Source organism: Rhodospirillales bacterium (assembly GCA_028824295.1).
In the GTDB taxonomy this organism is placed as follows: Bacteria; Pseudomonadota; Alphaproteobacteria; order TMED109; family TMED109; genus VXPW01.
In genome coordinates this window covers 51,503-77,584 of the sequence record JAPPED010000034.1, presented here as the reverse complement: position 1 = coordinate 77,584, position 26,082 = coordinate 51,503, and the positions used below count along the sequence as shown (strand labels likewise).

Here is a 26,082-nt window from a genome sequence, read left to right as displayed (position 1 = left end):
ATGGAACCTGTTTCGCGCGCGTCCGTTCTCGGGATCACGCCCTACAAGCCGGGAAGTTCCGGCGGCGGTCACACCGGCCGGGTCATCAAGCTTTCCTCCAACGAGACTCCCCTCGGGTCCAGCCCCGAGGCTGTCGCCGCCGCCAGGGCAGCGGCCGACGACCTTTCCCGGTATCCCGAACCGGGCGCCACCCCCCTTCGTGAGGCCCTCGCCGAAGCCCACGGAATGGATCCGAGTCGGATCGTCTGTGGCAACGGCTCTGACGAGCTGCTGGGTCTGCTCGCCGTCGCGTATGCCGGCAATGGCGATGAAGTGCTGTACAGCCGGCACGGCTTCCTGATGTACCCGATCGCCGCCCGCGTCGCTGGCGCCGCTCCCGTCACGGCTCCGGAAGCGGACCTCACTGTCGATGTCGAGGCCATGCTGGCCGCCGCAACCCCTCGTGCGCGGGTCTGCTTCGTGGCCAATCCCAACAACCCGACCGGCACCGCCCTAGATCTCGCCGGCCTCCGGCGGTTGCGCGAAGGCCTCCCGGAAAGCTGCCTGCTCGTGATCGATTCGGCGTATGCCGAATACGTCGAGATGGACGGGTACGACGATGGGCGGATTCTGGTCGATGAACGCGACGACGTCGTCATGACTCGGACATTCTCCAAGATCTACGGGCTCGCGGGTCTGCGCCTCGGGTGGGCGTACGGTCCGCCGGCGGTCATCGACGTGCTGCACCGGGTCCGTGGCCCCTTCAATGTCAACGCCACCGCCCAGGCGGCGGGAATGGCGTCGCTTCAGGACCACAAGTTCCTGGCCCGCGCGCAGGCCCACAACCGCCACTGGCGGCCCTGGCTGGAAGCCACGCTTCGCGATCTCGGTCTCGGCGTGCGACCCGGCGTCGCCAATTTCGTCCTGGCCGAGTTCGAACAGAGCGGGCGGAGATCGGCAGAGGCCGCTTACGCCCATTTGGCAGGTCAGGGAATATTCGGTCGGCGCGTCGCCGAGTACGGGCTCCCGCACCACCTGCGTTTCACGGTCGGCCTCGAAGACGAGAATCTCGCCCTGACTGCTGCCCTGACCGACTTCCTCAAAGACGAATAGGCGCTGATGGCAGTTTCGCGCCTGCTACATTGCCGCCTGTCGTAACGTTCGGGCGGGGGACGGGTCCTAGCCCGCCGGAGGCATCTATGAAGCTCTACACCTTTGCGCCGGCCCCCAATCCCCGGCGCGTCCACATGTTTTTGGTCGAGAAAGACATCGAGCTGGAGGAGATCGAAGTGCAGATCCGGGAGGGCGCAAACCTGCTGCCGCCGTACTCGGAATTCAATCCACTTCGCACCGTGCCGGTGCTCGAACTCGATGACGGCCAGAAGATCACGGAAAGCGTCGCCATTTGCAGGTATTTCGAAGCCGTTCAGCCCGAACCTGCGCTGTTCGGCACCACGCCGCTCGAAAAGGCCATGGTCGAGAACTGGCATCGCCGCGTGGAACTCGAGGGCATGCAGGCGGTGGCCGAGGCGCTTCGAAACAGCAATCCGCGGTTTGAAGACCGCGGGATCGCCGGCCCGAGGAACTTCGCCCAGATTCCGGCCCTGGCCGAACGCGGTCTCGCGCGCCTCGGCTTCTGGTTCGAGGACCTGGATGCCCGCCTGAAAGAAAGTCCGTTTGTCGCCGGCGAGAACTTCTCCATGGCTGACATCTCCGCGTACATCACGGTCGGATTCGCCAGGATGGTGAAAGCCCAGCCCGACGAATCGCTCGAGCATCTCGCTCGGTGGCGGGCCGGGATCGACGGTCGCCCCTCGTCACGGGTCGGAACGTGAACCACTGGAGAACACGCGCCGACACCCCCATATGGTGTAAGCAACCCAGTCCGACACGGAACTGATTCCCATGGCCCATTCCGAAGCCCTCGGCACCATCTTCGCCGACCTCGGCGGTCTCGACCGCACGCAGGCCTTGCCGATCGTCGAACGCGCGCTGACCGGCGCCGACGACGGCGAACTCTTTGTCGAAAACGCGCGGTCCGAGAGCCTGACCCTTGATGACGGCCAAATCCGTTCGGCTGCCTTCCACCACTCCAAGGGATTCGGTCTGCGCGCGGTGGTCGGGGAACGGACCGGCTACGCCCATGCGTCTGAACTTGGTGCCGATTCACTCCGACGGGCGGCGGACACGGTGCGCTCGGTGACGCGCGGGGCCTCGGGCACCGTGGAGCTGGCGCCGCCGCTTGCCAACGAGCGCCGCTACGAGGAAGACGACCCGATCGGGGCCGTGCCGTTCGAGCAGAAGGTGGAACTACTCTCGGAAATCGACAGCTACGCGCGCGCGTTGGATGCACGGGTTCAGCAGGTGTCGGCCACGCTGTCCGGCTCGCACCAGTCGGTAGGAATCATCCGCGCCGGTGGCGCAACCGCGACCGACATCAGGCCGCTGGTCCGGTTGAACGTAAGCGTGGTTGTGCGCGACGGCGACCGGATGGAAACCGGAAGCTACGGATCGGGGGGCCGCCATGGCTACGCGGTCCTGCTCGATCGCGAGACGTGGACTCACCACATCGATGAAGCGCTGCGCCAGGCGCTCGTCCTGCTGGATGCCCGGGCCGCGCCCGCTGGCGAGACCAGCGTGGTACTCGGTCCGGGCTGGCCGGGCATCCTGTTGCACGAAGCCATTGGTCACGGTCTCGAAGGCGATTTCAACCGAAAGAAGACCAGCGTGTTCAGTTCGCTGATGGGTGAGCGCGTGGCCAACGAGGCGATCACGGTGGTCGACGACGGGACGCTTGATGGGCGGCGGGGCTCGCTCACGATCGACGACGAGGGGACGCCGACGCAGAACACCACGCTGATCGAGCACGGCCGGGTGGTGGGCTACATGCAGGACCGCCAGAACGCCAGGCTGATGGGAACCGCCTCCACGGGCAACGGACGGCGACAGAGCTATGCACACCAGCCCATGCCACGGATGCGCAACACCATCATGATGGCCGGTCAGCAGGATCCGGACGAGATCGTGCGGTCAGTCAAGAATGGGCTCTATGCGAAGAGCTTCGGCGGCGGCCAGGTCGACATCACCAATGGGAAGTTCGTCTTTTCCGCGAATGAGAGCTACCTGATCGAAGACGGAAAGATCACCGCGCCCGTCAAGGGGGCGACCCTGATCGGTTCGGGTTTCGAGGTCCTCAAGAAGGCGACGCTGATCGGCAACGACTTGATGCTCGATCCCGGCATCGGCAGCTGCGGGAAGCAGGGCCAGCTGGTCCCGGTAGGCGTTGGCCAGCCCACGATGCTGGTCGAAGGACTCACCGTCGGCGGAACGGACACCTGACGCCAGGTCAGGTGTCGGCGACGACAAGAGGGAGCTCGCGAAAGTCGTCAGTCAGGGCTAGCCAGGCCCGGATCTCCCAACTCGGGTCCGGACCGGTGATCAGCCAAACCAACCCTGGCTCGTACAGGCACCGGCGATCCACCGCTGATGGTGCCGCCGAGCCGGCCGGATGGGAATGGTACAGGCCGATCATGGGCTCGCCGCCACCCCGTGCCTCGCGGTGCACGCGCAGGCGGACGGCGGGATCCACTTCGAACCGCCGAACCGGGTCGGAGGCGATGTTCTGACTGGGCACACAGGTGGTGAGCACGAACCGACCCGGTTCGGCGCGGCCCAGCAGCAGTCCGCAAGCCTCGTGCGGCGCAGCGGTACGCGCGGATTCCCGCACCGCCTGCACCACTGACGACCCCGCCACGACCTCGGGGCGGGATTCAGTCATGTCGACCTGCCGCATGCGCTTGCTCGGAACCCACACCTAACCCCAACTGACTGGCGAGGTCGATGAGGGCTACGATCAGTATCGCGGTCCCGGCCAGAATGGCCGCGCCCATCACGACCACTACCGCCAGCAGGATTCGCGTGATCCGGTCCTTGGGGAGCCTCTGCAACAGTGAACCCATCCAGCCCTCCGAGCGACCTTGACTGGATCGTACCGCAGGATGTCTCGCCCATGCGGATTGACCGGTTGATCGCAGCCAAGCTGGAAAACTTGAGCCGGACTCGGGTCAAGGCGCTGATTGAAGCAGGCGAGGTGGTCGCGGACGGCGCGGTCGTCCGCGACCCCGCGCGCATCGTACACCCCGGTACCCGGATCACGGTCCGGATCCCTCCCCCGGTCGCCCCAACGCAGCCGGCTGCGAGCATTCCCCTCGAAATCATCCACGAGGACGAGCACCTGATCGTCGTCAACAAGCAGCCTGGCCTCGTTGTGCACCCGGCTCCCGGCCATCGTGAAGACACCCTAGTGAACGCCCTGATCGCCCACTGCGGCGACAGTCTCTCCGGCATCGGCGGCGTCGCGCGGCCTGGCATCGTGCACCGGCTGGACCGGGACACGTCCGGTCTCCTCGTCGTGGCCAAGACGGATGAGGCGCACATTCGGCTGGCGGCGGCCATTTCAGCGCGGGAAGTGGAGCGCGCCTACCAGGCGGTCTGCTGGAAAGTGCCCGTCCCGAGAGCGGGCCGCGTCGACGGCGCCATCGGCCGACATCCTCGGCATCGTACCCGGATGGCAGTGGTCACGCGCGGTGGGCGTGCAGCGGATACGCGATATCGGACGATGTTCGACGTGGCCGGCGAAGTCAGCCTGGTCGAGTGCCAGCTCGGGACCGGGCGCACGCATCAGGTCCGCGTACACATGGCTTCGCTGCATTGTCCGCTGGTGGGCGACACGCTCTACGGTCGCGCACGCACCCCTCCGGCGAAGCTCGATCCCTCGCTCAGCACCCACGTAGCCGTCTTCCCCCGGCAGGCGCTCCATGCGTACCGCCTCGCGCTGACCCATCCCGCCACCGGCTCGCCGCTTTCCTTCGAAGCCAGCCCCCCGCGCGATTTCGAACGCCTGCTAAAGGCAATGCAGGCGGCTCGGAAAAATCCTACCCCGGCCCTTGATGGAACGGCTCCGAAGCGTCATCTATAAGGGACAGGTCCCCCTTACTCCCAACACTCCGCTGCGTCTCTGGGCAGTTCCCGCATGGCCAACCTTGCTCTGCCGGTCCTTACACAAACCGGGCTGGCACGCTACCTGAAGGAAATCAACCGGTTTCCCATGCTGAGCCGGGAAGAGGAATACATGGACGCCACGGCCTGGCGTCAGCATCAGGACATCGATGCGGCCCACCGGCTCGTGACCAGCCACTTGCGCCTAGCCGCAAAGATCGCGATGCGGTTCCGAGGGTACGGCTTGCCCGTGACCGACCTGATCCAAGAGGCAAATATCGGGTTGATGGAAGCGGTCAAGAGGTTCGATCCGGAAAGGGGGTTCCGTCTCTCGACCTACGCAATGTGGTGGATTCGGGCGGCCGTCACCGAGTACGTGCTGCACTCCTGGTCACTCGTGAAGATCGGCACCACGGCCGCCCAGAAGAAGCTGTTCTTCGGACTTCGCCGGATGAAGAACGACCTCAAGCTCATCGACAGCGGGGACCTCGCTCCGGAGCAGGTGCAGGAAATCGCCCGGCGCATGGACGTCCCAGAGCGGGAGGTGGTGTCGATGAACCGGCGACTCGCCGGTGCGGACCAGTCGCTGAACGCCCCGGTGGGCGACACCGAAGACGGCTCCGAATGGCTGGACTGGGTGGAAAGTGACGAGGACGATATCGAAGAGGCGTTGGCCGAGTCCGAGGAACTGGCGCAACGACGAGCCCTCCTGGGCCGAGCGCTCGCGGAACTGAATGACCGCGAGCGCCGGATCTTCACCGAGCGCCGGCTACGGGAGCCGGTGCGCACGCTGGAATCATTGAGTGAGGAATTCGGCGTCAGCCGCGAGAGAATTCGTCAAATCGAGGTCCGTGCGTTCCAGAAGGTGCAGGCTTCCATGCGCGATGCCGTCGCAAGGAGCGAAACGGTGCCGATGGCGCTGAAGGCACTTCCCCCTTCGGGCCAGATTGTCGACGCGCTCTGACACCTGACCCAATCGGAAGCAGCTTCCTCTTCGGCAGCATTGTGGTCGTACGGCCGTGGGCTGACCGGCACGATCCGCACCGGATACCGCGCCCGGACTGATCATGCCCATTGCAGGATGCCGGGGACGCGGAGTAGCGCGCCGGGACCCACATTACGGGAGGGGAGGCTGTGGGTCGCCGAGTCTAGCCATGCGGTAGCCCACGCCCCGCTCGCTGTAGATCCAGCTCGGCCGGGCTGCGTCGTCACCCAGCTTGCGGCGCAGCTTCTTCATGACGGTGCGCAATCGACCGGTATCGCCGGTATGCCGCCTGCCCCAGACCTGGCGGAGCAGCAGGTCGTAGGTCAACACCCGTCCGGCGTTGAGCGAAAGGACGCGCAGCACGTCGTACTCGGTCGCGGTGAGCGCCGGAGTGCGACCACCTACGGTCACGCGGCGCGCCTCGTAGTGAATGGCCAGCTCCCCCAGCACGAAGGGCTTTGGCTCTTCCCGCCGGCGCAACGCCGCGCTGACCCGTGCCGTCAGCTCGGTCGGCGAGAACGGCTTGACGATGTAGTCCTCGGCGCCGCTCTCGAGCGCCCGGGCGATGGTCTTGTCCCTGCCGTAGCCCGAGATGAAAATCACCGGAAGGTCGGCCAGTTCCGGGACGCTCTCCATCAGCTCCATCCCATCAGTCCCCGGCAGCATCAGGTCGAGCAGAACCAACCGGGGCTTCTTCGCCTCGATAATCCGGGACAGGTCCTCATGGTCTCTGGTAGCTGCCGGGGCATAGCCCGCCGCAGTCAGTGCATCGCAGACATGGCGCAGAGATCGCGGGTCGTCGTCCACCACCAGAATTGGAATGGGCTCACGCCCATCGCCTTGCGGACGAGGCTGTTCGAGGCCCACGCCGGCCACGGCGATTTCGCTTTCCTTCTCAGCCATCGGAAGTGTGAAGGTGAACCGCGCACCCCTTCCCGTTCCCCCGCTGTCAACCCGGATGCGGCCACCGTGGGCCTCCACAAGCCCCTTGCAGATGACCAGGCCGAGCCCGGAACCGCGGCCCTGCCCGCGCCGATCATCGCCGGTACCGAAACTCGTGTACTTCTGGAAGAGTCGGGGCAAGTCCTCGGCCGGCATGCCTGCACCTTCGTCGGAAACGGAGACCGCGACGTATACCTCCTCGCGCGCCGCCGAAACCCGGATGGGCGCGATTTCCGGGGAACGCTGCGCGGCGTTGGCAAGGAGGTTGTTCAGGACCTGCCCGATCCGATGCCTGTCGGCCATCACCCGCGGCAGGTTCGACGGAACGTCGACCAGCACCGTGTGTCGCCCGCCACCGGACAGGAACGTGTTCCGCGCCTGGTCCGCCAGCGCCCGCACCTCGGTGGGCTCGGCCGAAATTGAGAGCGTACCTGACTCGATGCGCCCGGTATCGAGCAGGTCACGAATCAAGGCATCCATGTGGTCAGCCTGCTCGTCGATGATGCGAACGAATTGACGCACTTCATCCGGGTCGAGCGGCGGCGAGCCCTTCAACACCGTCGCGGCCGAGCCTTTGATCGAGGTCAGCGGCGCGCGTAGCTCGTGGCTCACCATGCCCAGAAACTCCGCTCGCATGCCCTCAAGCTCCTGGAGCAGCGCCAGGTCCTGCATCGTGACGACCACCGAGACGACAGCACCGTCATCAGAACGGATCGGGGTCGCATTGATGAGGGTCGTCACGGTGCGCCCATCAGGAACCGAAAGTACGACCTCCTCCGCGCGCACTGTCGTCGCGCCGCTCAGGACTTCGAGGAGCGAGAATTGGTCGAGTGATACTTCGCGCCCGTCAGCAAACCGACACGTAATGACTTCCAACAATTGCTCGAGGTCCCGGTCCGGCGTGCGCAGACTCTCCACGATCCGTCTCGCCTCGCGGTTGAACGACAGCCCGTGACCAGGCCGGGCATCGACGACCACAACGCCCACCGGCGATGTGTCGACCAGGGCCTCAAGGTCTGCGCGGGCGCGCTGTTCGACCCCATGTGCACGCGCGTTGGCGAACGCGGTAGCCGCCTGCAAGGCAAACAGCACGAGGATTTCTTCATCCTCGCCAGTGACCTCCGGCGCGCGGCCCTCATCCGCGAGGAAGACATTGCCCACAAGAACACCTCGGTGACGCAACCTGATGCCGACACGGTTATCGGAGCGCACGAGGTCTGAAGAATCGCCGTCCATCCGGATGAAGGCGGACAAGTCCGCACCCCGCAATGGTGTTGGCAGGTCGCGGAACGGGTCGGCGGACCCGGGACCGTCGGGCCGCTTGACCAGCCGGCCCCGCTCCCTAGTGCTGAAACCGGAAGTGGCAAGGTCCTGAACCTTCCTGGCTTCGTCGACACTCACGATCACACCGTAACGGGCACCAATGAGTGCACGGGCGCTGTCAACGACTTCCTGCAGGACCGTGTGGGCGTCGAGGCTCGCGCTGATGCGCAAGACGGCTGCGCTGAGTGCAGCGATGCGCCCCCTGAGCGCTTCGAAATCGTGCTTCCCTGGGTCGTCTCGGCTCAAGGGTTCGTCCCCGGTGGCGGGTCGCGACTTGTATGGTCCTGAACGGCGGTCACACCGGCGGCGCTTCGGCGCAGCGCGAACCTTGCGAATGGTGACTATAGTGCCGTCCTAGCGTGCGACACACGTTGGACACAATAATCATAGCTTGAGACACCGTATGGACACGATACTTTCTGTACGTCTCGGTTATGTCCCTGTGCCTCTCGGCTATGATTACGTCGTCATACAAGGCGCAATCAAGGTGTGGATTTGCGTGCTAATGGGTGGTCGGTATCACGAAGGGCACAGGGCTTTGATTCGCACGCCGGATCACGGCGACGCATTGGATCTCCCAAACCGGGGGATCGCGGTCTTCTCTTCGTTGAGGGGCCGGACTCAACGCTGCAACACAAACTGCGACGGGGATGGTCCATGAGGAACACCAACGAACCCAACACCATCACGCGGCTTCTTCCGGAATGGTTGGCGAAGCCAGCATGTGCGACACGCGGGGTGAGGCGCCGCGCCCGGCACGTGATCGGCTCAGTCGCGCTGACAACAGCCGCCTCCGGGCTCATTGTGCTCCTGCAGATATCTCCGGCCCGTGCGGTCGAGTTCGGTGAGAACGGGTACCAAGGGAGTTTGGATACCATCATCTCCTACGGCTTGACCTATCGTGTCGAGGGACGTGATGACGCCCTTGCCAGCGATACCAACGGGAACGACGGCAATCTCAACTACGACCGGGGGATCGTCAGCAACGCCTCCAAGTTCACTTCGGATCTTGACGTCCGGACCGGCGAGTTCGGCGCATTCGTCCGGGCCACTGGTTTCCTCGACTTCGAGAATGAGAACGGAGATCGCGAGCGCACCCCGCTGAGTGACGAGGCGAAAGAGCGCGTGGGCAGCGATGTCGAGATCCTTGATGCGTACGTCACCGCCGCATTTGACGCCGGCGACATACCCATCGACGTCAGGCTGGGCAGGCATGTGCTGAACTGGGGGGAGAGCACCTTCATTCCGAACGGCATCAACGCCGTCAACCCGTTCGACGTGAGCAAGCTCAGGCTGCCGGGTTCGGAGCTCCGGGAAGCACTGCTGCCCGCGGGACTGGCCTCGGTGGCGGTCGCGCCAACCGATACGCTGTCGGTCGAAGGCTTCTACCAGTTTGACTGGGACGAGACCCGGATCGATCCGGTCGGGAGCTATTTCTCGAGCACCGACTACGCGGGACCGGGTGCGAGAAAGGCGGTCGTTACCAACATCTATGAAGGGCTCCTGCCCGGCCAGCAGCAGCTCTGGGACCAGGGGTTCGGATTCGGCCCGCTGACGGCGGCGATCAATGCGGACCTGGCCGCCTACATGGTGCCGCACCCGCTGACCGGGGACCCGATCCCCGCGCCGCAACGTCCGCAGGCGGCATTCGATGACGACTTCGCGAGCGTGCTACGCGGCGCAGACCGGGTGCCCGACGACTCCGGCCAGTGGGGCATGGCGGTGCGGTACCTTGCGGAGGAACTGAACGATACCGAGTTCGGCTTCTACGTCATCAACTACCACAGCAGGCTGCCCACGGTCGGCGCGCAGACCTCGGATCTTGGCAGCGTGCAGGCGGGGCTCTTCGCGGCCGACGCGATCGGCAGGCCGACGTCCACAACCGCGACCACCGTTGGCGCCGCCGCAAGCGCGGCCGCCGGTGCCGAGATCGCCCGGCTCGCCGCGCAGATCACGGAGAATGTCCAGCAGGCGGTTCAGGCCGGATTGCTCCCGCCAGAGGAAGCGGCAAGCACCATCCAAACGGGAATCAACGACGTCAGAGGCATCATCGAAGCTGAAACCGCGGCGCAAGTCGGAGCGCAAGTCGGCGGGATCGCTGCTGCGCTGGCGATCGACCGGTACGGGAAGGGAGGAGAGTACTTCCTCGAGTATCCCGAGGACATCCGGCTCGTCGGCGTGAGCTTCAACACGGTGCTCGGCGCTTCAGGCTGGGCACTGCAGGGGGAGTACTCCCTGCGTGCCGACGCGCCGCTGCAAAGGGCCGAGCGGAAGGTTCTCGAGGACGGTCTCCGACCAATCATCACGGCACTGGGATTGGCTTCCCGCGCACCGGAGCATCTCCCCGGCTATCTCGCGGCCTACGAGCCGACGCGGGTGGAGGGATACGTCCGGCGCGACGTGAGCCAGGTCCAGGCCACCGCGACCAAGGTCTTTGGGCCCACTATGGGGGCGGACAGCCTCGCGTTTGTCATGGAAGCCGCGATGATGCACGTCCATGACATGCCGGACAGGCGCACGACCCCCCTCGAGAGTCCGGCGGGCGGTATCCTGCCGCCCCCGCCCCCGACGGCGCCCGACGACACGCCCTATGAAGCCGACGCGGACGCCACCTCGTGGGGGTACCGGATCGCGGCGCGTCTCGACTACAACAACGTGATCGGATCCATCAACCTCTTTCCCTACGCGCAGTTCCTGCACGATGTCAGCGGCAACAGCCCCGCACCCAGCGGCCCCTTCGTGGAGGGACGGACCGCACTGACGGTCGGGCTCCGCGCCGATTATCTCAGCCGCTGGCAGGCCGACGTCGGCTTCACGCGGTACGCGGGTGACGGCAATGAGCTGTTCGACCGCGATTTCATCTCCGCCTCCGTCAAGTACTCGTTCTGAGGATCCGAGGCCATGAACGCCATGAATGACACGAGACCGAACACGATTCGTCTGGGCGCCGCCTTCGTCCTCGGCTGCGTCCTCGCCGCCCCCGCCGCCGCCGAGATCCCGGCGGAGGAAATTGCGCGGCTCGGCGCCGACCTCACCCCGCTAGGGGGCGAACGAGCGGGCAACGCCGCAGGCACCATCCCAGAGTGGACCGGTGGCATTACGGAGCCACCCGCCGGCTACAGCGTCGGCGAACATCACCGCGATCCGTACGCCGCTGATGAGCCGCTGTTCGTCATCGACGCCGGCAACCTGGATGAGCACCGCGACCGGCTCTCGATCGGACACCAGCGCCTGCTGGAGACGTATCCGAGTTTCAACATACAGGTCTATCCGACCCGGCGAAGTGCCTCCGTTCCCCAGCGGATCTACGACGCCACCCGGGAAATCGCCGCCAGCGCCAGGCTCGTGGACGATGGCAACGGCGTCGGTGACGCGGTGATCGGCATCCCGTTCCCGATTCCCGCCAACGGCCTGGAGGTGATCTGGAACCACCTGCTGCGCTACCGGGGCGAGTCGGTGGCATGCACCGTCGGCCAGGCTGCGGTCACCCGCGGTGGCGACTTTACGCTGGTGAAGCAGAGCCTCGAGATCGAGCTGCGCTACTCGCTCCCAGACATGACGCTGGACGAGCTCGGCAACACGATGATCCTGTTCAAGCAGGAAACGCTCGCGCCGGCCCGGCTCGCGGGCGATATCGTCCTGGTGCACGAGACCATGAACCAGTTCCGCGAGCCGCGGAACGCCTGGACCTACAACCCCGGCCAGCGTCGGGTACGGCGAGCGCCGAATATCGCCTACGACAACCCGGGCACGTCGGCCGACGGACTCCGAACCGCGGATCAGCTCGACATGTTCAACGGGGCCGTGGACCGCTACGACTGGGAGCTCGTCGGCAAGCGCGAGCTGTATGTCCCGTACAACTCGTACCGGCTGCACAGCGGCGACCTGGCGTTCGCCGACATCCTCCATCCCCTTCACGTCAACCCGGAGCTGCTGCGCTACGAGCTGCACCGGGTCTGGGTGGTGGAGGCGACGCTCAAGGAGGGCGCGACCCACATCTACAAGCGGCGCACGCTGTATGTCGACGAGGATTCGTGGCAGATCATGGTCGGGGACATCTACGACAACCGCGACCAGCTCTGGCGGGTGTCCGAAGCCCACGTCGTCAACTACTACGAGAAACCGCTGGTGTGGCCGACGCTTGAGGTGCACACCGATCTTCAGGCTGGCCGCTACCTTGCCTTCGGCCTCGACAACGAGTTCCCGATGTGCACGTGGGACCCGGGACTGACATCCCGCAACTTCACGCCCGCGGCGCTGCGCCGCGCCGGCCGGCGGTGAACGCGTCGCTGAGCGCCTGAATCGCCGGCCGCCTCGGCTGTCACCCCGGGGTGAGCCCGTTCCGTTCCACCCGGACTCGTGAAGCGCCCGGCGCGTTCGCCGGAGTCGTGACGACCCCGCGCGCGGCGCAGCGGTCGGGCCCCCCGCCGCCGGTCCGGGACACCCCGGCCCGCGCTCGTTCGCAACGGCCCGCGGCGCACCTAGCGATCGTCGGCCTGCTGGCTCTCCTTGCGCCGGGGAGCGCGGGTGCCGAGGCAGCCGTACAGGCACCGCTCGCGATCGAATCCCTGCTGCTTGACGGCGCCGTGGCTGGCTCGCGGCTGGTGGTGGTGGGGGCGCGCGGCCACGTGCTGGTATCCACCGACGACGGTGGCAGCTGGACGCAGGCCGAGGTGCCCACCCGCGTCCTGCTCACGGCGGTCCACATGCACGACGAGCGTACGGGCTGGGCCGTGGGGCACGACGCGGTGATCCTCCGCACCGACGACGGCGGCGCGACCTGGTCGATGGTGCATCAGGCACCGGAGGAGGAACTCCCCCTGCTCGACGTCTGGTTTCGCGATGCACACACCGGCTTCGCGGTCGGTGCCTACGGTTACTTCCTCGCCACCGAGGATGGCGGCGAGACCTGGACCCCAAGGACCATCAGCGCGAACGACTTCCACCTGAACGCGCTGGTGCCAGTGGCGGGACCGGCGTCCGATTCGTCGCGGCCGCCGTCGCAACGCCTGTTCATCGCCGGAGAGGCCGGGGTCGCGTACCGCTCTGATGATGGCGGCGCGAATTGGCGCGAACTGTCCACGCCCTACGCCGGCTCGTGGTTCGGTGGGCTCGCGCTCGACGAGGACCAGGTGCTGCTGGCTGGGCTCAGGGGCCATCTGTTCCGCTCCGACGACGGCGGTGAGACCTGGGCGGAGGTGACCACCCGTACCCGTGCGACCCTGACCGGAGCCGCCCAGCTCCCGTCCGGGCGGATCGTCGTGACCGGGCTGGAAGGCAGCGTGCTGACCAGCGACGACGGTGGGCGCAGCGTGGCCGGCAGCCGGTTGGCATCGCGCGCCGGAATCTCGGCGGCGCTGCCGCTTTCCGACGGCGGCGTGCTGCTGGTCGGAGAATTCGGCGTCCAGCGCTGGCTGGACGCCGACTAGCGCCCCGATGGAGGCCGTGTTCGTCCGCTCGCCGCATGAGCGAAGGCATCGCCGGCCGAGCCGCGCGCTCGCCGGGATGACGACGGGCGCCGTCAGCAGGCCAGTCCCGTGACGGAGCGCATCGAACGGCTCCTGTTCGCCCGCCGCCCGCTCGTGCTCGCCGCGTTCGCGCTCGTCACCATCGCGATGGGATGGTCCGCGACGGGGCTCCGCGTCGATGCCGGCTTCACCAAGCTGGTGCCCGTCGAGCACGAGTACATGCAGACCTTCCTCGAGTACCGCGACGAGTTCGGCGGCGCCGACCGCGTCCTGATCGCGGTGATGGCGCGCGAGGGCGACATGTTCACGCCCGGATTCTTCGCGGCGCTTCGGCAGGTGACCGATGCAACGTTCTTCCTGCCGGGCGTCGATCGTACCCAGGTGTTCTCGATCCTCACGCCGAACGTGCGGTTCATCGAGGTGGTGGAAGACGGCGTCGCGGCTGGGAACGTGCTGCCGGTGGACTTCGAGCCCACCGAGGCGGGCTTCGCCCGGGTGCGGGAGAACATCATCAAGGCCGGCCTCGTCGGACGCCTAGTGGCCAACGACTTCACCGGCGCGATCGTGGCCGCCAAGCTGCAGGAGTTCCACCCCAACACCGGCGAGCGGCTCGACTACATCGAGGTCGCGGGCGAGCTCGAGCGCATCCGCCAGTCGGTGAGCGCGGACGTGGAGGTGCACGTCGACCTACACGTCATCGGGTTCGCCAAGGTGGTGGGGGACATCGCAGCCGGGGCGACCCGGGTCGTAGCGTTCTTCGGGATCGCGGTCCTGATCACCGCGCTGTTCGTCTATGTCTACACCCGGTCGCTCCGGCTGACCATACCGCCGCTCGCCTGTTCCCTCGTCGCGGTGGTCTGGCAGCTCGGCGGCGTCACGGCGCTGGGTTTCGGCGTCGATCCGATGTCCATCCTCGTGCCGTTCCTCGTGTTCGCGATCGGCGTGAGCCACGGGGTCCAGATGGTGAGCTCGATGCGCGCGGAGGAAGCGGGCGGCGCCGATGGTCTCTCGGCCGCGCGGGCGAGCGTCCGCCGTCTCCTGCTGCCGGGCGCGGTCGCGCTGGCCTCCGATTCGGTGGGATTCATCACCATCTCGTTCATCGAGGTCCAGGTCATGAAGGAGATCGCCATCACCGCGAGCCTCGGGGTCGCGGCGATCATCCTCACCAACCTAGCGCTACTGCCGGTGCTGCTCTCGTACTTCGAGGCGAGCGATGCGCAGCGCCGCGCGACCCGCGAGCGCGACGACCTGCTGCAGCCGGTCTGGTCGCGGATGGCGCGTCTCGCGCACCGGGGCCCCGCCGCCGCTGTGATCGGTGTGGCCCTGATGCTCCTGGCCGCCGGAGCGTACGTGGCCCCCGAGGTTCGGATCGGCGACGAGCACCAGGGCGTGCCGGAGCTGCGGGCGGAGTCCGTCTACAACCTCGACTCCGCCGTGATCACGGAGCGCTTCGATATCGGCGTCGATGTCCTGACGGTGATCGTGGAGACGGTGGCGGAGGGCTGCATCGACTACGACGTGATGCGCACCCTCGACGCTTTCGAATGGCACGTCCGCAACGTGGATGGCGTCCAGTCGGTGCGCGGGCTGGCCGGCACCATGAGCAGCATTAACGCGATGTGGAACGAGGGCAGCCTCAAATGGCGGACCGTTCCCCGCAATCGCTACATGATCGTTCAGTCCGTCTCCCCGGTGCCCACGAGCAGCGGGCTGTTGAACCTCGACTGCAGCGTCATGCCAGTGTCAGTCTACACGACCGACCACAAGGCCGAGACCATTGAGCGTGTGGTCGACGCAGTGAAGGCGTTCGACGCCGCGAATCCGGACGACCGCATCGCGTTCCGACTCGCTTCCGGCAACGTCGGGGTGATGGCGGCGACCAACGAAGAGGTGGCAGCGTCGCAGTTCCCGATCCTCGCCTACGTGTACGCCGCGGTCATCGTGCTGTGCCTGCTCTCCTTCCGGTCGGCGGCGGCGACCGTGTGCATCATTGCGCCGCTCGCGGTGGTCTCCCTGCTTGCCTACGCCCTCATGGGGCTGCTTGAGATCGGCCTCAAGGTTTCCACCCTGCCGGTCGTGGCGCTTGGGGCAGGAATCGGGGTGGACTACGGCATCTACATCTACGGGCGGCTCCGCACCCTGCTCGCGGAGGGCCTCGACTTCGCCACGGCCTACGAGCGGACGCTGGCCACCACCGGAGCGGGGGTCGTGCTCACCGCCCTCACCCTGGCCGTTGGGGTCGCTACGTGGATCGTCGCGCCGCTGAAGTTCCAAGCCGACGTGGGCACGGTGCTGACGTTCATGTTCCTGGTCAACATGATCGGGGCGGTCGTCCTGCTGCCGGCCCTGGGTGCCTGGCTCGTGCGTCCGCGCAGGACCGCAACTGATCAACGGTGAACTAAACGGACATAGTCCGGCCGGGGAAACTGCATCGGCAGATTGATCCGGCGTTCCGACGTTCTCGATGGGATGATGCCGACCCGCGGATGCGGACGCCGCGCGTCGGGCCGAGTCCGCAGTCGTTCGTGGGGCCCGGAGCGGAATCTCCTGGACCTGGCATGAGGTCCGTGCAATGGGGCTGCCGTCGGTCTGTCGGACGGCGTGGTTCGCCGCGCACCACCAGCCGCCTTCGGGCACCTGGCGGTGGCCACCACCTACGTCGGCGACAAACCCCATGTTGCGCCGCACAGGTCCGGTGCCGGTTCTCTTGGGGAGGATCGCGTTCTAGTGTCGGCGTGGACGGCTTCGGGACAGAACCGGCCTGTTCGGTTTCGAGTTGATAAGCAGCGATGACAGTGAGGAACCACCATGGCACGAACGGCGATGATCTGTGCGGCCCTGTTTGCCGTTGCGACAGCTGGCGCCGTCGAGGCGAAGACGCTTCGATGGGCGTTCCAGGGGGACGCCCAAGGGTTGGATCCCTACGTCCTGAACGAGACGTTCACGCTGGGTTTCCTGGGCAACGTCTACGAAGGCCTGATCCGGCGCGGCCCGGACCTCGAAGTTCAGCCGGCGCTGGCCGAGCGATGGGAAGTCCTAGAGCCGACGCGTTGGCGGTTCCACCTACGGCAGAACGTGAAATTCCACAACGGGAACGCCTTCGATGCCGACGACGTGGTGTTTTCGGCGAACCGGGTCCGCGCCACGGGCTCTGATCTCAAGACCCGAATCGCGGCAGACGTCAAGGTAGTCAAAGTCGACACTCACACCGTCGATTTCATTACCCCGGCACCCAACCCAATTCTCCACTCCGAGTGGGGCACTTGGTACATCATGGACAAGGAGTGGACGGAAGAGCACCACGCCGTGCAGCCGGCGAGCGTGACCGCGGGCACCGAGAACTACGCCAACTTCCACACCAACGGCACGGGTCCGTTCATGGTCGTGGAGCGGGAGACCGACGTCAGAACCGTCCTGAAGCCGAATCCGGACTGGTGGGACCAACCCAGACACAATCTGACCGAGGTGGTAATGACGCCCATCAGTTCGGACGCAACGCGTGTGGCGGCGCTGCTCTCCGGACAAATCGACATGGCCTATCCGGTGCCCGTGCAGGACATCAGACGGGTGCAGGCAAACGACGGGACATCGATGCTGGTCGGTCCGGAACTGAGAACGATCTTTCTCGGGTTCGATCAGGGTCGTGACGAATTGCTGGAATCCGACGTTCGGGGGAACAATCCGTTCAAGGACAAGCGGGTCCGGGCCGCCCTGTATCACGCAGTCGACGTCGAGGCGATCGGGAGCAAGGTCATGCGAAATCTTGCGACGCCATCCGCCCTCATGATCTCGCCCACGCTGTTCGCGCGTTCCGGCGAATTCGCGCGGCACACCTTCGATCCTGCGCTGGCAAGGCAGCTGCTGGCGGACGCCGGATATCCGGACGGCTTCGAGATCGGCATGGACTGTCCGAACAACCGTTACGTCAATGACGAGCGAATCTGCATCGCCGTCAGCGCGATGCTCGCCAAGATCGGCATCAAGGTGAAGCTGCTCGCCCAGCCAAAAGCACTCTTTTTCAAGAAAGTCCTGGGGCCTGCCTACCAGACGAGTCTCTATCTGCTGGGATGGACGCCGGGCAGCTTCGACAGCTGGAACGTGCTCTACAACTTGATCCACTGCCAGGAAGCCGACGGCGCGGGCAAGTTCAACCTCGGCAACTACTGTAATCCGGCGGTCGATGCGCTGACCGAGAAGATTCTTGTCGAGACCGACCCCATCACGCGCGATGCCATGATTGCGGAGGCCTACCGGCTGGTGCACGACGACTTCGGGTACATCCCGCTTCACCAGCAGGGCCTGGCTTGGGGAAAAAGTGACCTGGTCGACTTGGTGCAGAGCCCGGACAACCAGTTCATGTTGTACTACGTGAACATCCGGTAACCCGCTGGCCCCGGCTTGGCGGGAGACGCGGTGCTGATCCCCCAGCCGCGGCCCGGACCTTCGGCATCCGACGCCTGAACATGGAGCTCTCGGTCGGTGTCTCCCGGAATGGCGGGGCACGAACCACGTGCGAGGAGCAGTGCTCCTGCCCGGCCAGAACCGCTTCTGTCCGCTGCCAGAAGTGACCGGGCAGGCGAGGCACGCCGGCAGCCCCGGCATCGAACGGATCCCCGTTGGCAGTCGCGCGTGCAGGGTGTTGGCGTCTGTCCCGTCCCGCAGGCATGTTTAGCCTCAGGCCTCGGCCGCGATTGCAGTTCGGGACCCGCCACGTAGCCCGACCGCGCTCCTTGCGACCGATTCGGCGACTGGCTCGCGCGAGGCGAAATCGACGACGATGCTTGCCTTCATATTGAAACGGCTGATGCAGTCGCTGCTGGTGATGTTCTTCGTGGCGCTGATCGCGTTCTCGATGTTCCAGTTCGTCGGTGACCCGGTGCACCAGATGGTTGGCATTGAGACCACGCTTGAAGAGCGAGAGGAGCTGAGAGAAGCGCTGGGGCTCAATGACCCCGTCCTCGTGCAGTTCAGCCGGTTCGTGCTGGACGCAGTCACCTTCGACTTCGGTATTTCCTACCAGCACAAGAAGCCGGTCGCCGACATGATCCTGTCGCGCATGCCGGCCACCCTCGAACTCGCTGTTTTCTCCGCGCTGCTGGCGCTCGCGCTCGGCATCCCCATGGGGGTGTACACCGGCCTGCGTCGGAACACGCTTCTCGCCCACGTGTTGATGACAGTGTCTCTGGCCGGCGTATCGCTGCCGACGTTCCTCATCGGCATCCTGCTGATTTTCGTGTTCGCGGTGATGCTGGGCTGGCTCCCCTCGTTCGGGCGTGGTGAGGTGGTCGATTTCGGCTGGTGGTCCACCGGATTGCTGACCGTCGCCGGGCTGAAAGCACTGATCCTGCCGTCAATCACCCTCGGGCTGTTCCAAATGACGCTCATCATGCGGCTGGTGCGTTCGGAAATGCTGGAAGTACTGCGGACCGACTACATCAAGTTTGCCCGGGCCCGCGGCCTGCCCGAGCACGTGGTCAACTTCCGGCACGCGCTGAAGAACGCGCTGATACCGGTCATCACGGTCACCGGCCTGCAGCTGGGGTCGATCATCGCCTTCGCGATCATCACCGAGACCGTGTTTCAGTGGCCGGGCATGGGGCTCCTGTTCTTACAGTCCATCCAGACCGTGGATATTCCCATCATGTCGGCCTACCTGATCCTGATCGCGTTTGTCGTCGTGGCCATCAACCTCGTGGTCGACATCCTCTACTACGTCATCGATCCGCGGTTGCGCACCACACGCAACGCTGATCCGGAGGCTTGAGCGGATGCCAATGGGCGCGCCTCAACGAAGCCGCGCGGGGGGAATGTACCGCCGAATCGCCGACAGCGATCTCTGGTTCAGTTTCTCACGCTCGCCAACTGTCGTTGTCGCCGCAGGGGTCGCGGCAATCATGATGATGGCGGCGCTCTTCGCGCCCCTGATCGCCCCGCAAGATCCATTTGACCTCGCCGCGCTCAGCATTCTGGATGCGCACATCCCGCCGGCATGGATGGCAGCGGCCGACCATCGGTTCCTGCTGGGCAGCGACGACCAGGGCCGAGACGTGCTGTCGGCGATTCTCTACGGATCAAGGATTTCGATCGGGGTGGGGTTTGCCTCGGTTGCGCTTGCGTTGGTACTCGGCGTGAGCCTGGGGCTCCTCGCCGGCTACGCCGGCGGGCGTCTGGACGCACTGATCATGCGCACGGCGGAGATCCAGCTATCGTTCCCCACCATCCTGATCGCGCTGCTGCTCAACGGCGTGATGCGCAGCATCCTGCCGGCGGAATTGCAGGATCAGCTGGCGATTCCGGTACTGATCGTGGCGATAGGGATCTCCGGCTGGGTGCAGTACGCGCGGACCGTGCGCGGCACCACGCTGGTTGAGAAGAACAAGGAGTACGTCCAGGCCGCCCGCCTGATCGGCATTCATCCGCTGATGATCATGCTGCGGCACATCCTGCCGAACACCATGGGCCCGGTACTCGTCATTGCGACGATTCACCTGGCGGTCGCCATCATTACCGAGGCCACGCTCTCCTTCCTGGGCGTGGGAGTGCCGCCGACGGAACCATCGCTCGGGACCCTGATCCGAATCGGCAACGACTTCCTGTTCTCGGGCGAGTGGTGGATCACGATGTTCCCGGGGGCAGCGCTGGCAATTCTCGTTCTCGCAGTAAACCTGCTTGGTGACTGGCTGCGCGACGCCTTCAATCCGAAACTGCGGTAACGATGGCGCTCCTCGAAGTCGACCAACTGCGCGTCGAGTTCCCAACGCGCCGGCGAGCGCTCGTCGCGGTCGACGACGTTTCACTGACGATCGAAGCGGGCGAGGTCCTGGGCGTGGTGGGCGAATCGGGAGCCGGCAAGTCGGTAACGGGGGCGGCCATCATTGGGCTTATCGAGCCACCCGGGAGGGTGTCCGGGGGCGAGATTCGATTTGATGGTCGCCGGATCGACCATCTATCAGGCGAAGAGAAGCGCCGTATCAGAGGCAAAGAAATCGGTTCCGTCTTCCAGGACCCGCTGACCAGCCTCAATCCGCTCTTCACCGTCGGCCAACAGTTGGTCGAGACCATCCTCGCACACTCCGATCGATCCGCGGACGACGCCCGCCGGCACGCGCTTCGCCTACTGGAGGATGTCGGAATCCCGGCCGCCGCACATCGGATCGACTCCTATCCGCACGAGTTCTCGGGCGGAATGCGCCAGCGCGTCGTGATTGCCTTGGCGGTTTGCGCAGGCCCACGCCTCATCATTGCGGATGAGCCGACGACCGCACTCGATGTCTCGATTCAGGCCCAGATCATCGCGCTTCTCAAGCGCCTGTGCCGTGACCAGGGCACTGCGATCATGCTCATTACCCACGATATGGGGGTGATCGCTGAAACAGCGGATCGTGTCGCCGTGATGTATGCGGGGCGAATCGTCGAAGTCGGGCGTGTCCGCCAGATCCTGAGAGCGCCCAACCATCCCTATACGACAGGCCTGATGGATTCCATCCCGCGGCTCGGGCGCGACGATGCGGACCTAGCGCAGATTGACGGGGCCATGCCGCGATTGCACGAGATCCCGGACGGATGCGCATTCCACTCCAGGTGCCCCCATGCGTTCGATCTGTGCCGCCGGAGGCGTCCGGTTCTGCAGACCACGAGGGATGCTGCAGCAGCCTGCTTTCTCTTCGACCAGGAGCGGCCAGATGACTGACTCTACTGGGCCCCTTATCGAAGTACACGACCTAGTGAAGACGTACGACGTTTCGAGACCTTGGCTCGCGCGCGTTCTGGAACGGCTGCCGGCGCAAACCCTCAAAGCGGTCAACGGTGTGAAGTTCACGATCCGGCGAGGCGAGACCTTCAGCCTGGTCGGCGAGTCCGGATGCGGAAAGTCCTCCGTGGCGCGCATGGTGGTTGGCCTGGACCGGCCGACCCGGGGAAGCGTCCTCTTCGATGGGACGGACTTGGCGCACCTCCGGCGACGGTCCGACATTGCGCCGCTGCGCCGCCGAATGCAGATGATCTTTCAGGATCCATACGCGAGCCTGAACCCTCGCTGGCGGGTGGAAGACATCGTGGCGGAACCCATCGACGCCTTTGGGCTGGTGACCAACCGGTCCGAGCGGAGAGGGAAGGTGGCGGAGTCCCTCCGGCAAGTGGGCCTTTCACCGGAAGACGCGCGCAAGTTTCCGCACGAATTCTCGGGTGGGCAACGCCAGCGCGTCTCGATTGCCCGCGCGCTCGCCGCGAATCCCGACTTCCTGGTGTGCGATGAACCGACTTCGGCGCTCGACGTGTCTGTCCAGGCGCAAATCCTCAACCTCATGAGAGATCTGCAGCAGCGGTTCGGTCTGACCTACCTGTTCATCAGCCACGACCTCTCGATCGTCTATCACGTATCGTCCCGCATCGGTGTGATGTATCTCGGACGGCTATGCGAGATTTCTGCCGCGAAGGACCTGTTTCGCCGTCCCCAGCATCCGTATACGCGCTTGCTGCTCGACACGATCCCCGATGTCGAGATGACCGGCCGGGAGCGCGTGTCCGTGCCGGGCGAGGTTCCCGACCCGATTGATCCGCCACCGGGCTGCGCCTTCCATCCGCGATGTCCGTTCGCAAACGAACGCTGCCGGCAAGACATTCCGACCCCACTGCAACGTGGCCAAGGCATGGTTGCCTGCCACGCCGTCGAGGAGGAGCGGCTGCCGCCGTTCAAGCGATCGGTTCTGGCGCAGTAGGACCAAGTACGGAACGGTTACGGCCTGGGGGAGTCGGCCAACTTGGGCCATCGGTTCGACACCAGAGCCAGCGGAAGCGCCCCGAACACCTTGAGGAACACAGTCGGCCACCCGGCAGGAAGCGCGGTCCAGGAACGAAAACAGAAAGCACGTGTTCGATGGGAATGGTCGAGACCGCCGACGAACCGAGTGAGATGGTGGGCTCGCACTGGGGAGAGATGGGCCGAGAAGTGGCCGATGCGCGGGCTGGCTGGCCGCCGCCGCGTGGCAGCAGGCGTTGAGACGTCTCTGATCGAGGCACCCGTCGGACTTGACATCGGCACGCTACGACGCCGTCGGCACCCGCTCCGACCGTGGTCGCATCGGCCTGCCCGCTGGACGCCCGGTGCCGGATTCCTGTCACTTCTTCGCACATTTGCGCTTGGCGTCGCTGTCCAGCAATTGTGACGCTGGGCCGCGACAGCCATGATCTCGCGCCTGCGGTAGTGCCAAATCAACGACCAGCGGAGCAATCCGGGCGATGAAAACTAGTGCGCTGCCTGCGCCGGCTTGCCGGAAAAACGAAAGGTTGCCCGCCGGCACATGGGTCTCACTGTCTTGTCAGGGTACCGAACAAATTTCAACCGTCGCAGACAACACCCCATGGTCAACGTTGACCGCCGCCGGGCCCAAGATGCGCCGACGCCCCAACCGACAACAAATTGAGGATCGACGGGTCGCAGTGAGTTCCAACGCGTGGCACCGGCAGGAGTTGCTTTCGCGCTTCGAGCGAGCAAGCCGCGCAGGCAAGCGACCATTCCGCATCATCGCAGGTGTGCCACCCCGCCGTTCCGGAACGTGCACGGCGCGGCCGGACTACCGTCCTCCCGTCCGGCCGCGACGCACCCCGGGCCTCGCCCGCGTACATGCGTGAACACGAGAGCGGATATTTCCACCGGCTTTAGCAGTCGGTAGTCGCGCCGCTCGTTTCCTTTCCAGCTTCGTCCGACTTGATCCGGCGGAACCCGGAAACGGGGGTTGTCGTCCCTTGCCTCAGGAAAACAGGATCATCATGCGAAATTCAAGAAGGTACTTTCTGGCTGCCGGAGCAGCCGCAGCATCGGTAAGCGCGCTCTCGGCCTGTGTCGCGCCCCGGGTGGCCACATTCGGGCATCCGTCGTCCTACGCCACCCAGGTAGTGCAGCCGAGGAACTGGAACACCGTCTTCCATTGGGTGGACGTGGCGCTCCAACAGGTGCGGGATCAGCGGGTCCTGGTGCCGCGGGCCGCTTACAATTTCGGACTGGCGATGTCCGCCGGCTTCCTGGCGGCGAACGGCATTGTCCAGGCGTACGACGAACCCTTCGGTGTCGGCGCTGGCCCTCGCGGCGCAGACCCCGAGGTCGCGTACGGAATGGCTTTCGCCACCGCAGCCTCGGAAGCCTTTCAGCAGCCGTTCTTCTTCGAGCGAATGGCCTTTCTGAGCCGCTTTCCGGCGAGCGAAGCCAAGACCTTGGGGGCCGAATGGGGTCGAGCTGTCGGGCGCTACGTGATCAGGATGAGAGTCGACGACGGATCTGAGCCGAGCGAAGTCAACTATTACCTGGACCGTTACCAAAAACGGTCGGACGCGCTGCGATGGCTGCCGACGGGTCCGTTCTACGGAGCCCAACCCGGACCGGCGTTCGCCTCGTTTGATCGAGGTCTTTACCCGGGACAGGGTCAGATCAAACCGTGGACGATGGCCAGCGGATCACAATTCCGGCCGGCCAGTTTCTACGACCCGGCGAGCCCCGAGTTCGCCGAGGCGTTCGACATGACTCGCCGGCTAGGAGGCGTGGACAGCGCCGTTCGAACCGCCGACGAGTCGGAAATTGCGCTGTTCTGGGAGGACGGTCCCTGGGGTGTCACCCCACCGGGGCATTTCGTCTGTGTCGCGATGCAGATCCTGCAGGATCGTGATCTCAGCTTCATCGAGCTTGCACGTGCATTCGCCCTGATCGGAATGACACAGTGTGACGCGTCCATCTGCGCGTGGGACTGCAAGTACCACTACGACATTGTCCGTCCGGAGAGCGCGATACGCGTACGCGCACCCGAGTTCGAGAATCCGGACCCACGGATCGCGCAGGAACCAGGCTGGCGCAGCTATATCCCGACCCCAGAGTTTCCGTCCTACACATCGGGTCATTCCACGTTCGGTGCCGCTGCCGCTGAACTGATCGCGTTGGTCTACGGCCGAGATGATGTTGTGTTTTCCGGTCAGTCGCCGGACGCGGTCCTGTGGCCGCAGTTGAACGGCGTCACGCGGCGATGGACCAGTCTGTCTCACATGGCGGAAGAGAACGGGATGAGCAGGCTCTACGGCGGCGTGCACTGGGAGATGGACCACACTGCCGCCATGAACGCCGGCCGCGCGATTGCCCGGCAGGCCTTCCACACCACCTTTCCGGACAAGGTCTAGGGCAATGGCGTTGCAATCCCTGCACCGACCTTTTCTTGGTCTTGGCATCGCCTCGATCATCCTTGCCGCGGCATGCGAGTCTGCGGATGCCCAAGATGTTTCCCTCAACTACGAGAACCTGTCGTCCCTAGAGGAGCCGCTCGCGACCGAAGTCGGCGACGTCACCCTGGTGTTGACCGGACTTCTCGATGCCTCGCTTTCCGATGGCGCAGAGCACGACGGCACTTCCGATACTGGCCTGATCGGCAACGCCCAATTGGCAATCCTGACGCAGTTGTCGAACAGCTGGCGGGTTTCGCTGACCTACTTCGGCCAGTATGCGACGGAGGGCACCGCCGGGTTCCGTTCCGACGAACGAACCATCGGTAACGGCGCGGTTTCCGTCGGGAGTGCGTGGGGAACGATACTGGGTGGTGATGTCTCGGGGATCGTTCGCGAACAGACTCGACGGCATCGCGGCGTCGGCAACGGTGTCCTGGCCTTCGACGACGTCATGGGCCAGCTCGATGAGTTCGGAGGAGCCTACCTGGGCCGGTTCGGCCCCTGGGTGTTGAGCGCCGTGGCGGACGGAGACGGGAATCTGGATACCGGCGCCATGTTCCAGCGGCCGGCCGGCAATCGCGACTACCGAATTACCTTCCGCGCCACAGACGGCGTCTATCACACTGCCTTGGAACGATTCGATACCCGGGCCGCGGCAGTGGTCGTCGAGATGATCTATGGCAGCACCACTCTTGATGCCGGCGTCGGTCTCGAACGCCTGGCGTCATCCGGCCGGAAGGCTGACCGCAGGTTCGTGTCGGCAGGCGTACGTACCAAGGCAGGCGTGGTTGGGTTTTCCATAGGCGCACACTTCGGACGCATCGAGGGACAGGATGAGCAGTCAGCCGCGCTGGGAATTCAGTACGACCTTGCCCGTGGTCTTTCTGCAAACCTGGGTCTGAATCACAGGCAAGCCGATGTCACCGTGGATGGCGCGACGTTCCTGCAGGTGGAAGAAACCGAAGCCGTCGTTTCGATGCGGTACAGCTTCTAGCCGGCTTCAGGCGGATTGGCCGTCCGGCAGGCCAGACGCACGCGGTCGGATGGGGTTGGGCACCGGGAACGACCGACCCAACGACGTTCGGAAGCCGCTGCCCGGGGCAGGCTGATACCGCCGTGGGGAGCCCGCTCCGGCTCCCCGGGGTCTCCAGCACGGGCAGGTCCTGTGGCGGCAGCCGAGCCTTC

General features: G+C 65.3%; 19 protein-coding genes. 16 read left to right on the top strand and 3 right to left on the bottom strand.

Annotated elements, in window-relative coordinates; all coding sequences use genetic code 11:
* The 3 genes from hisC to tldD all read left to right on the top strand — a co-directional run bounded on the left by hisC (nt 1) and on the right by tldD (nt 3,318).
* Complete coding sequence (gene hisC / locus OXH60_13680; GenBank protein ID MDE0713170.1) at nt 1-1,092, top strand: histidinol-phosphate transaminase; 1,092 nt, start codon at nt 1-3, stop codon at nt 1,090-1,092.
* 86 nt (nt 1,093-1,178) lie between these two features.
* Complete coding sequence (locus OXH60_13675; GenBank protein ID MDE0713169.1) at nt 1,179-1,814, top strand: glutathione S-transferase; 636 nt, start codon at nt 1,179-1,181, stop codon at nt 1,812-1,814.
* A gap of 70 nt (nt 1,815-1,884) precedes the next feature.
* A complete protein-coding gene (gene tldD / locus OXH60_13670) occupies nt 1,885-3,318 on the top strand; it encodes a metalloprotease TldD (GenBank protein ID MDE0713168.1) in 1,434 nt (477 codons plus the stop codon).
* Nucleotides 3,319-3,325: 7 nt separating this feature from the next.
* On the opposite strand, the gene OXH60_13665 is transcribed toward tldD, so the two are convergent.
* Nucleotides 3,326-3,757 (bottom strand): M67 family metallopeptidase, encoded by a 432-nt coding sequence (locus OXH60_13665; protein MDE0713167.1) that lies wholly within the window; start codon nt 3,755-3,757, stop codon nt 3,326-3,328.
* Nucleotides 3,750-3,938: a hypothetical protein gene (locus OXH60_13660; protein MDE0713166.1), complete on the bottom strand. Its 189-nt coding sequence runs from the start codon at nt 3,936-3,938 to the stop codon at nt 3,750-3,752. Before OXH60_13660 ends, OXH60_13665 begins: the two co-directional genes overlap by 8 nt.
* 50 nt (nt 3,939-3,988) lie before the next feature.
* On the opposite strand from OXH60_13660, the gene OXH60_13655 reads away from it, so the two are divergent.
* Nucleotides 3,989-4,957 (top strand): RluA family pseudouridine synthase, encoded by a 969-nt coding sequence (locus OXH60_13655; protein MDE0713165.1) that lies wholly within the window; start codon nt 3,989-3,991, stop codon nt 4,955-4,957.
* Between the two features lie 54 nt (nt 4,958-5,011).
* Complete coding sequence (gene rpoH / locus OXH60_13650; protein MDE0713164.1) at nt 5,012-5,941, top strand: RNA polymerase sigma factor RpoH; 930 nt, start codon at nt 5,012-5,014, stop codon at nt 5,939-5,941.
* 153 nt (nt 5,942-6,094) lie between these two features.
* On the opposite strand, the gene OXH60_13645 is transcribed toward rpoH, so the two are convergent.
* Entirely contained in the window at nt 6,095-8,473 is a 2,379-nt protein-coding gene (locus OXH60_13645) for an ATP-binding protein (protein ID MDE0713163.1), read from the bottom strand.
* 411 nt (nt 8,474-8,884) lie between these two features.
* Here OXH60_13645 and OXH60_13640 point away from each other — a divergent pair, with 411 nt between their 5' ends.
* The 11 genes from OXH60_13640 to OXH60_13590 all read left to right on the top strand — a co-directional run bounded on the left by OXH60_13640 (nt 8,885) and on the right by OXH60_13590 (nt 25,891).
* On the top strand, nt 8,885-11,116 hold the full coding sequence (locus OXH60_13640; GenBank protein ID MDE0713162.1) for a DUF1302 domain-containing protein: 2,232 nt from the start codon (nt 8,885-8,887) through the stop codon (nt 11,114-11,116).
* 12 nt (nt 11,117-11,128) lie between these two features.
* Nucleotides 11,129-12,508: a DUF1329 domain-containing protein gene (locus tag OXH60_13635; protein ID MDE0713161.1), complete on the top strand. Its 1,380-nt coding sequence runs from the start codon at nt 11,129-11,131 to the stop codon at nt 12,506-12,508.
* Nucleotides 12,509-12,615: 107 nt separating this feature from the next.
* Complete coding sequence (locus OXH60_13630) at nt 12,616-13,656, top strand: YCF48-related protein (protein ID MDE0713160.1); 1,041 nt, start codon at nt 12,616-12,618, stop codon at nt 13,654-13,656.
* 108 nt (nt 13,657-13,764) lie between these two features.
* Entirely contained in the window at nt 13,765-16,092 is a 2,328-nt protein-coding gene (locus OXH60_13625) for an MMPL family transporter (protein MDE0713159.1), read from the top strand.
* Nucleotides 16,093-16,503: 411 nt separating this feature from the next.
* Complete coding sequence (locus OXH60_13620) at nt 16,504-18,078, top strand: ABC transporter substrate-binding protein (protein MDE0713158.1); 1,575 nt, start codon at nt 16,504-16,506, stop codon at nt 18,076-18,078.
* 394 nt (nt 18,079-18,472) lie between these two features.
* Nucleotides 18,473-19,459 (top strand): ABC transporter permease, encoded by a 987-nt coding sequence (locus tag OXH60_13615; protein ID MDE0713157.1) that lies wholly within the window; start codon nt 18,473-18,475, stop codon nt 19,457-19,459.
* 43 nt (nt 19,460-19,502) lie between these two features.
* On the top strand, nt 19,503-20,408 hold the full coding sequence (locus OXH60_13610; protein MDE0713156.1) for an ABC transporter permease: 906 nt from the start codon (nt 19,503-19,505) through the stop codon (nt 20,406-20,408).
* Nucleotides 20,409-20,410: 2 nt separating this feature from the next.
* Nucleotides 20,411-21,385: an ABC transporter ATP-binding protein gene (locus tag OXH60_13605; protein ID MDE0713155.1), complete on the top strand. Its 975-nt coding sequence runs from the start codon at nt 20,411-20,413 to the stop codon at nt 21,383-21,385.
* Nucleotides 21,378-22,412, top strand: coding sequence for an ATP-binding cassette domain-containing protein (locus OXH60_13600; GenBank protein MDE0713154.1), 1,035 nt, complete (start codon nt 21,378-21,380; stop codon nt 22,410-22,412). Before OXH60_13605 ends, OXH60_13600 begins: the two co-directional genes overlap by 8 nt.
* Nucleotides 22,413-23,463: 1,051 nt before the next feature.
* Nucleotides 23,464-24,855, top strand: a complete 1,392-nt coding sequence (locus tag OXH60_13595) for a vanadium-dependent haloperoxidase (protein MDE0713153.1) — start codon at nt 23,464-23,466, stop codon at nt 24,853-24,855.
* A 4-nt stretch (nt 24,856-24,859) separates the two neighbouring features.
* Nucleotides 24,860-25,891, top strand: a complete 1,032-nt coding sequence (locus OXH60_13590) for a hypothetical protein (protein ID MDE0713152.1) — start codon at nt 24,860-24,862, stop codon at nt 25,889-25,891.
* The last annotated feature ends 191 nt before the right edge of the window (nt 25,892-26,082 follow it).